The organism is Paracoccus sp. (in: a-proteobacteria), assembly GCF_030536915.1.
In the GTDB taxonomy this organism is placed as follows: domain Bacteria; phylum Pseudomonadota; class Alphaproteobacteria; order Rhodobacterales; family Rhodobacteraceae; genus Paracoccus.
Map to the genome: position 1 here is coordinate 1 of NZ_JAUNPC010000111.1, position 7665 is coordinate 7665.

General features: G+C 65.2%; 8 protein-coding genes and 1 pseudogene. 1 reads left to right on the forward strand and 8 read right to left on the reverse strand.

The window, feature by feature from the left end:
- The 5 genes and pseudogenes from Q4F04_RS13865 to Q4F04_RS13885 all read right to left on the reverse strand — a co-directional run.
- Positions 1–217, reverse strand: a pseudogene (locus Q4F04_RS13865) (hypothetical protein); the annotation flags it as partial.
- Positions 214–672 carry a TonB system transport protein ExbD gene (gene exbD / locus Q4F04_RS13870; RefSeq protein WP_303370396.1) on the reverse strand — a complete coding sequence of 153 codons (459 nt, stop codon included), beginning with the start codon at positions 670–672 and terminating at the stop codon, positions 214–216. The gene exbD and the pseudogene Q4F04_RS13865, both read right to left, overlap by 4 nt.
- Before the next feature lie 4 nt (positions 673–676).
- Positions 677–1408, reverse strand: a complete 732-nt coding sequence (gene exbB / locus Q4F04_RS13875; protein WP_303370397.1) for a tonB-system energizer ExbB — start codon at positions 1406–1408, stop codon at positions 677–679.
- 165 nt (positions 1409–1573) lie between these two features.
- Entirely contained in the window at positions 1574–1909 is a 336-nt protein-coding gene (locus Q4F04_RS13880) for a hypothetical protein (RefSeq protein ID WP_303370398.1), read from the reverse strand.
- A 20-nt stretch (positions 1910–1929) separates the two neighbouring features.
- Positions 1930–3957 (reverse strand): TonB-dependent receptor, encoded by a 2028-nt coding sequence (locus Q4F04_RS13885; protein ID WP_303370399.1) that lies wholly within the window; start codon positions 3955–3957, stop codon positions 1930–1932.
- Positions 3958–4152: 195 nt separating this feature from the next.
- Here Q4F04_RS13885 and Q4F04_RS13890 point away from each other — a divergent pair, with 195 nt between their 5' ends.
- The gene (locus Q4F04_RS13890; RefSeq protein ID WP_303370400.1) at positions 4153–5493 is read left to right on the forward strand and encodes an IS1182 family transposase; all 1341 of its coding nucleotides are present in this window, start codon (positions 4153–4155) and stop codon (positions 5491–5493) included.
- A gap of 204 nt (positions 5494–5697) precedes the next feature.
- Here the strand turns inward: Q4F04_RS13890 and Q4F04_RS13895 are convergent, their stop codons facing one another.
- From Q4F04_RS13895 to Q4F04_RS13905, 3 genes are all read right to left on the reverse strand, one after another.
- Complete coding sequence (locus Q4F04_RS13895) at positions 5698–6279, reverse strand: recombinase family protein (protein WP_303370401.1); 582 nt, start codon at positions 6277–6279, stop codon at positions 5698–5700.
- A gap of 133 nt (positions 6280–6412) precedes the next feature.
- Complete coding sequence (locus Q4F04_RS13900; RefSeq protein ID WP_303370402.1) at positions 6413–7234, reverse strand: AAA family ATPase; 822 nt, start codon at positions 7232–7234, stop codon at positions 6413–6415.
- On the reverse strand, positions 7218–7665 hold a 448-nt coding region (locus Q4F04_RS13905; protein WP_303370403.1), incomplete at its 5' end, for a Mu transposase C-terminal domain-containing protein. The genes Q4F04_RS13900 and Q4F04_RS13905, both read right to left, overlap by 17 nt.

Here is a 7665-nt window from a genome sequence, read left to right on the forward strand (position 1 = left end):
CCGCGAGCGCCGGCTCGGGTGGTGCCGGCTCGACGGCCGGTGCCGGCTCGGCGAGAGGTTCTGGCGGCGCCAGTTCGATCTCGAATGCCTCGGGGGCCGCCGGGATGCCCGGGACATGCTGGCGCATGGCCCAGGCCGCGACCGCGACATGGGCCGACACCACCAGCGCAGCCACCGATCCCCACAGCGCTGCCCGGCCTGCCCGCCACGCGCTCATGGCTGCGGCCCGCCCGCTGCGCCTTGCGGAACGGGCGGAGCGCTGGCCGGGTCAAGCCCGACCAGCGCGATCTTGAGATAGCCGGCGTCCCGCAGCCGGTTCATGACGCCCATCAGATCGCCGTAAGCAACCGCCTGATCGGCGCGCAGAAAGATACGGGTCTCGGGGTCGCCGTCGGTGAGCGCGTCCAGTCTCGCGCGCAGCGCATCCGGCGCCACGGGCTCGTTTCCCAGCGAGAGAGCCAGATCGGGGCCGACCGACAGCCAGACCGGGGTATCCGGCCGCCCCGCCGCCGGGGCGTTCGACACCGGCAAATCGACGTTCACGTCAACTGTCGCCAGGGGCGCCGCGACCATGAAGATGATCAGAAGGACCAGCATCACGTCGATGAACGGGGTGACGTTGATCTCGTGGCTCTCGGTCAGCTCGTCGTCGTCAATCAGTCCGCCGGCCATCGGCTCAGACCCTCTCGCCAGCGCCGGCGCGGTCCAGATCGCGGCTGACCAGCCGCTCGATCCCCGCCGCCGTCTCGACCAGTCGCAGCTTGTAGCCGCCCATCGCCCGGGCGAAGACGTTGTAGATCACCACCGCCGGAATGGCCGCGACCAGCCCCAGAGCAGTCGCCAGCAGCGCCTCGGCGATGCCGGGGGCGACCACCGCGAGATTGGTGGTCTGCGCCTCGGAAATGCCGATGAAGCTGTTCATGATCCCCCAGACGGTGCCGAACAGGCCGACGAAGGGCGCGGTGGAGCCGATGGTGGCGAGGATGCCCGTCCCGCGCCCCATCTCGCGCGCGGCGCGCGACTGGATCTGCGCCAGATGGGATGCGATCCGGTCCCGGACACCCGACTGTGCACCGGCCGAGCGGTTCAACTCGCGCGCCGTGGCCCGCAGCATCCGCGCGTCGGCGCTGCGGCTGTCCGCACCCTGCAAAGCCTCGCGCAGCGACGCGGCCGCTTCGATCCTCTGCGCGGCCCGGCTGATCGCGGCACCCGCCCGCGCGAACTCAGCCAGCTTGACCACCAGGATCGTCCAGGTCACGACCGAGGCAGCCGCCAGCCCGATCATCACCGCCTTCACCACGATGTCCGCCTGCCGGAACATCCCCAAAGGCGAGAGGTCGTGAGGCAGCGCGGCCGGGGGGACGGGCGGCGCCTGCGCAAAGCCGGCAGGCACAAGGCAGGTCAGCACAAGCGAGACCCCGGCGGTCGTGACGGCAATTGACTTTAAGCGCCGCCCGCTTGCGTCGAAAAACCGCCACCTGATGTGAATCCGGTCCCGGACCAATCCGACAACATTCATACAATACAATGGAATCTCCGGATTTGTGGCTGTCTGGAGCGGAGCGCGGCTCGGCTAGTCCAGCACTGACTGTGGCGACACGGCACACAGAACGGGCGGCCTCGCCTCGCGCGCTTCGGCGCAGCCCTCATTGGGTGCAAGCTGGGTGATGACCGGCCCGCTTTTGCCTAACATCACCCGCCAGCGGTGGACAAAGGCAGCTTCCGGCGCGCCGTGGATATAGGGCGTGAAAGACAGATCGGTCTGTCCGCAGGCCGCGGCCGTCACCTTCGCGCCCGCATTCTCGAGGATCTGCGTCACCACATCGCGCTTGGCCTCGCAATCGGCGGCGTCGTCGGCCGGGGACAGCGCCAGATGCGTGGCGCCGCCCGGGGCGAGGGTCAGGATCACCAGAACCGCCTTGAGCATCGTCAGAACCGGAAGTTGGTCGAGATGACAAGGTTGCGCTCGGCGCCCGGATACTGGTCGATTGGATGATAGCTGCGGTTGCCGATGTTGCCGAGTTCAGCCGAAATCACTGCGCCGTTGTCCATCGCATACTCGCCGCGCAGGTTGATCGTGGTCCAGCCCGCGGCCTCGTCACCGATCGCGCCCGATGCGCTGCGGCTGACCGCACCGCTTTCGCCGCGCAGGAACAGGTCAGCGGTCAGGATACCGCCGGGCATCGTGAAGTCCTTGCGCACACCCAGCCGGCCGGACAGATCCGGGTTGCCGCTGTCATAGGTGGTGAAGCCGTTCGCAAACTCGAACTTCCTGCGGATCCAGGCCGCCGAAACATATGGCGTGTAGCCGAGAGCTGTCCGGTATTCGGCCGCGAGTTCGACCCCGAAGCTGCGCGCCTCATTCACATTCTGATAGGTCGACGTCCTCTCATCGACCCCGACCATCGCGATATAATCGCGCGAGGCGGAGTAGAACGCGGTCGCATCCAGGGTCAGCGGTCCGCGGTCTGTCCGCGCGCCCAGTTCGTAGGTGATCGACCGTTCGGGCTGCAGGTCCGGGTTGCCGACGATCGGCCCGCCGCCACCGGTGGTCGTCAGGAACAGCTGTGCGAGCGTCGGATAGATATAGCCCTGCGAGATATTGGCGCGCAGGCTGGTATCTTCGTCCGGCGACCAGACCAGCCCCGCCGAGCCGAGCACCCGGCTGTCGCTGGTGTCGCGCAAGGGCTGGGCCACGCCGTTGGCGACGGAATCGTTCAGCTCTGCCTCGACGTGATACCAGCGGGCGCCGAAGGTTCCGGTCAGCGTCGGGGTGAAGTCAACTTCGTGCTGGCCATAAAGCGACCATGTGCGGACCGAGGCATCGTCATGTCCGACCCGCGTCGTGGTGATCGGGAACGGTCCCATGCCGGTCATGGTCGTCCGGGTGGTCTTGTCGGTGACAAGGCCGTCATCCTCGTATTCCAGCCCGACGATGGTGCGCTGGTTGGCCGCGAAGCCCATCTCGGCCTTGAGGCTCGCCCCCCAGGTCAGCTGCTCGTCGACCGAGCCCGACAGGATCCGCATCCCCCTGCCCGGACCCATCGCAACATTGACATCATTGGTGAAATCGCGGTCGATCGTCTGGCGATGGACGTCCGCGCGCAACAGCGACAGCCACGGGGCAAGGTCGGTCCCCTCATAGAACAGCGACTGCTTGCGCAGGTCCCGTTTTGGAAGCGCGATGGTGAAATTCGGATCGCCCGTATAGACGTTCGAGGCAAGGTCGAAGGCCTGCAGGCCGGCGCCGAAATAGTGGTTGCCGCTGCGATAGCCCAGGTGCAGGTTGGCGCTCTCGTCATTGGTATCGGACTCGGCCAGCGTCCCGTCCGGCGTCTCGCGGTCGCCCTGGCGCGATTTCCCAAGCCCCAGCCGCCAGTCGAAATCGCCCTGCTGGCCCGACAGGCCAAGCGTGGCCCGATAGCCCCCCGTCGCCGAAAAACCGGTCAGCCCGAACTCGCCCACGAAGGGCTCGTCGGCACCTTTCTTGGACACGATGTTGACCACGCCACCGATCGCCTGGGTTCCGGCAATGACCGAGGAGGCGCCGCGCACGACCTCGATGCGCTCGATGCTGCCGGGGTCGATCAGCACCGGCTGGCCATAGCCGGTGTGGTCGGTCAGCTTCTGCCCGTCCAGCAGGATCGCCACCCGCCGCGAGCTTTCGCCGCGAATGCGGATGCGCTCGATCCCCTGTTCCTCGACGAAAACGCCGGGGACGTCGGCCAGCAGGTCACCCACCGAACGCGCGCCTTTCCTGGCGATGGCGTCGGCGGTGATGACGCTGACTGACGAGGGGCTTTTCAGCACCTCAGTCTCCATGCCGGTGGCAATGAGGACGATCTCGTCGAGCGTGGTCGTCGGCGTAGGTTGCGCGCCGGTTGTTAAGGTCTGCGCCAGTGCCGCAGGGGGCAGGGCGAGCAAGATGGTTGCTAGTGTCGTGGTGGATCTGGTCATGAATCGGTCCCTCTTTAAGGCGACCAAAAACATGCCAGACTGATTTAGTAAACTATAAAAATTGGTGGCTCTTAGCGCGCCTCAAAAACGGCCGATATCAGTGAAAAACCCTCGGCCCCAGATGTTGTGAGATGGCCGTTGCCCGGCGCAGCTACGCGTGATTCCCTTGCCTGAGAGGGCGCGGAGGGCATGGCCATGATGGGACGTCTGTCGGCGCAGGAGGCGCTGTTCTATCAACTTCGGCTGGAGGATTTCATCCCGCCCGATCACCTCCTGCGCCGGATCGATCAGGTTCTGTGCTTCGACGATCTCCGCCCGCAGTTGGCGGCGCTTTACAGTCCGGTGGGCCGGCCCTCGATCGACCCGGAACTGATGATCCGGATGCTGCTGGTGGGTTACCTCTACGGCATCCGATCCGAGACGCGCCTGTGTGAGGAGGTTCATCTGAACCTGGCTTACCGGTGGTTCTGCCGGCTGGGTTTCGAGGGCCGCGTCCCAGATCGATCGAGCTTCCCGAAGAACCGGCACGGCCGCTTTGCCCAGGGCGATGTCCTACGCAGCGTCTTCGAGATGGTGCTTCGGTGCTGCATGGACGCCGGCCTGGTCGGTGGAGCAGGTGCCCTTGTCGACGGCAGCACGGTCGAGGCCGACGCCAACCGCGACAAACGCGCGGCGCCGGGTGATCTGCAGGCTGCGTGGAGGATGGCAGATGACGTGACTCGGCCTGTGCGCGCCTATCTCGAGCAGCTGGACGCAGAGGCCAGCGAAGAGCGGGAGGGTCCCGTGCACCCAGCCCCCAAGGTGATCTCGCAGACTGATCCCCAGCCCGCATGGAGCACGAAGGATGGCCCGGGCCGTTTCAGCTACGAGACCAACTACCTCGTCGACGATCAGAACGCGATCATCGTGGACGTCGAGGCGACCCCCGCGCGGCTGAGCCAGGAGATCGTCGCTGCGAAGGCGATGCTCGAACGCAGCCGGGATCGCGTGGGGTTTGCCCCGGCCTCTCTGGCCGCCGACAAGAGCTATGGGACCGCGCCCTTCCTGGCGTGGCTGCTGGAGAGGAATGTCACGCCCTTCGTTCCGGTCCTGGATCGCAAGGGGCAGACAGATGGCAAGCTGACGCGGGATGAATTCGCGTATGACCGCGCGCGCGATTGTTTCGTGTGCCCCGAGGGTCACAACCTGATCCTGCGCAGCATCACCCCGGAAACGGGCGTAAAGCGGTACCGCCCCTCGGCATCGGCCTGTCGCCATTGCCCGCGAAAGCCGGACTGTACGGATGGATCGACGCGGACGCTCGTCCGGCTGGTCGACGAAGATGCGCGGCAGAGCGTCCGGGATCTGGCCAGCACCGCCGCTTACGCCGTTGCGCGGGCGCGGCGGAAAAAGGTCGAGATGCTGTTCGCGCATCTGAAGAGGCATCTCAAGCTGCGGCGCCTGCGGCTCCGAGGGCTCGCGGGCGCAACCGAAGAATTCCTCCTCGCCGCCACCGCCCAGAACCTGAAGCGCCTCGTGAAGCTGACCCCGGTCTGACCTGCAGGCCCCGCCGCGACCCCAGCCTTCCCTTGGAAGGGCGCCTCGCCCGGACACCCCGAAGGGAGGCCTGATCTCAAGCGCCCAGTCCCGGTCTACCACATTTTGCGGCAGGGGTTTTTCACCGATATCGGCCCTTTTTGCCGGTAACAGTATGTCGCGCGGTTGTGAGTTTGATCGTTATGTGGCGGGTGTTCTTGAGCGCTAAGTGGCGGCTGGGTGCCGTTGAAGGGTTCGGTAGACCGTGGGACGCGAGACGGAGAAGACCTCGGCGAGATCACTGATCGAATAGTCGCTGGTGTCGTACATGCGGCGAAGTTCGCGGGACTGTCGGTCGGAGAGCTTGGGCTTTTTGCCGCGCAGCTTGCCCTTGGCGCGCGCCACGGCCATGCCCTCGCGGGTGCGCATGCGGATCAGGTCGGATTCAAACTCGGCGAAGGTGGCGAGGATGTTGAAGAACATCTTTCCCATAGGGTCACTGGGGTCATAGACCGCGCCTCCCAGAGCGAGTTTGACCCCTCGGCCTTGCAGCTGAGCGGCAATCTCACGCGCGTCCGGGACGGATCGTGCCAGGCGGTCGAGCTTGGCCACCACCAGGGTGTCCCCTTCGCGGACGGCCGCGAGGGCCTGATCCAAGCCGGGGCGGTCGCGATTGCGCCCGGTGAGACCGTGGTCAGTGTAGACGCGCTCGGGATCGACGCCGAGGCCGATCAGCGCTTCACGCTGTGCCGTCAGGTCCTGTTTGTCGGTGGAGCAGCGAGCATATCCGATGCGGACGTTCTTCATGGCCAGATTGTACGTTAAGGGTGCCATCACTGCAATTTTTATCGTACTGTCTTTTTGAGATGCTGTGAGTCCTGCTTTCCCGGGAAGGTGTAGATTTCAGCGCTAAATGGCAGGGTTCTGCTGGCGCTATTTGTCAGTCACCCGGCCCGATGACGAGCCGGTCACGGGCGGCTTCGACAACTTCCAACGTGACCTTTGTGGCGGCATTGATGTCCATGATCCTTCGCATCTGCGCAAGCAGGCGTTCAACAAGGCGGAGGTTGCCTCGGGTCAGGCGGATCACGGCGGCGAGTGCCTCGATGCCTTCCAGACTCTCTTGATCGAAGGTGATCCCGAAGACAGCTCCGTGCCTCGCCGCGACCAGTCGCATCTCGGCTTCGCGCAGAGGTTTGAACTCATGCACGAAGCCGATGCGCGAGTAGAGCTGCGGATAGCGGGCAAGCTTCTTTTCCAGACCCGGCATTCCCATCAGGATGAGCCCGAACCCGTATCGGTCATAAAGATCTCGCAGATGTTCAAGCGATGCGATGCTGAGCCGGTCCGCCTCGTCCACGATCAGCAAGGGGCACGCGGCCTCAGCCTGGACGGCGATTTCGGGATCTCCTGTCATGCTTGCCAGAGCCAGACGTGCATGCCCGAGGCGGAACAGATTGAGTTGCAGCCGGTCATTGATGATCTTGGGCGTGTTGGAAACAGGCGCGGTGAAGAAGAATCCACGGCAGCCTTCGATGGCGCCCGCGATATCCGGACTGATCGGCTTGATCGGGACGTAGCCGGACAGGTTCGGGCAGGCCGCGTAGTGGCGGGCGGAACGCGTCTTGCCGACGCCGGGGCGTCCATGACAGACGCCGATGTAGCGGTCGGCCGTGCAGGCAAGGGCGAACTCCGAGAAGCGCGCGTGCTCGCGCGTTTCGACAAAGGGCATCTCCCGGCGGAACTCAATCGTCGGCGGCATAAAGCTTGAGGCCCCCGAAGCGGGGTCGCCGGGGGTGGTGGTGGTCGGGATCGGACCTTGCATTGTGCTCATGACGAACCTCGTCGTCGGCGATGGATTGCTTCAGTCGTTCTTTCGTCTGTCGTCTTGCGTTCCGGATGGCTGCGAGGGATGGCGCCTTGATGTGCTCGGGACAAAGGGCGCGGCACACGAATGCGCCGTTATGGTAGACCCGGACCTCTGCCAGGTCGCGCGGATCGTAGAGGACGTCGACCTGTTCGCCGACAAAGGCGGCCAGGGTTGGTTCGACATAGCGCCGTCCCATGAAGCGGATGCCGTCACGTCCGACCTTGCGGGGCTTCGGCACGCGCAGAAGCAGCATGTCGAGGGCTTCGCTGCTCTCGGGAAGGGTTGGCAGAAAGCCCCCTGAACACCAGCGGGCAATCGGCTCT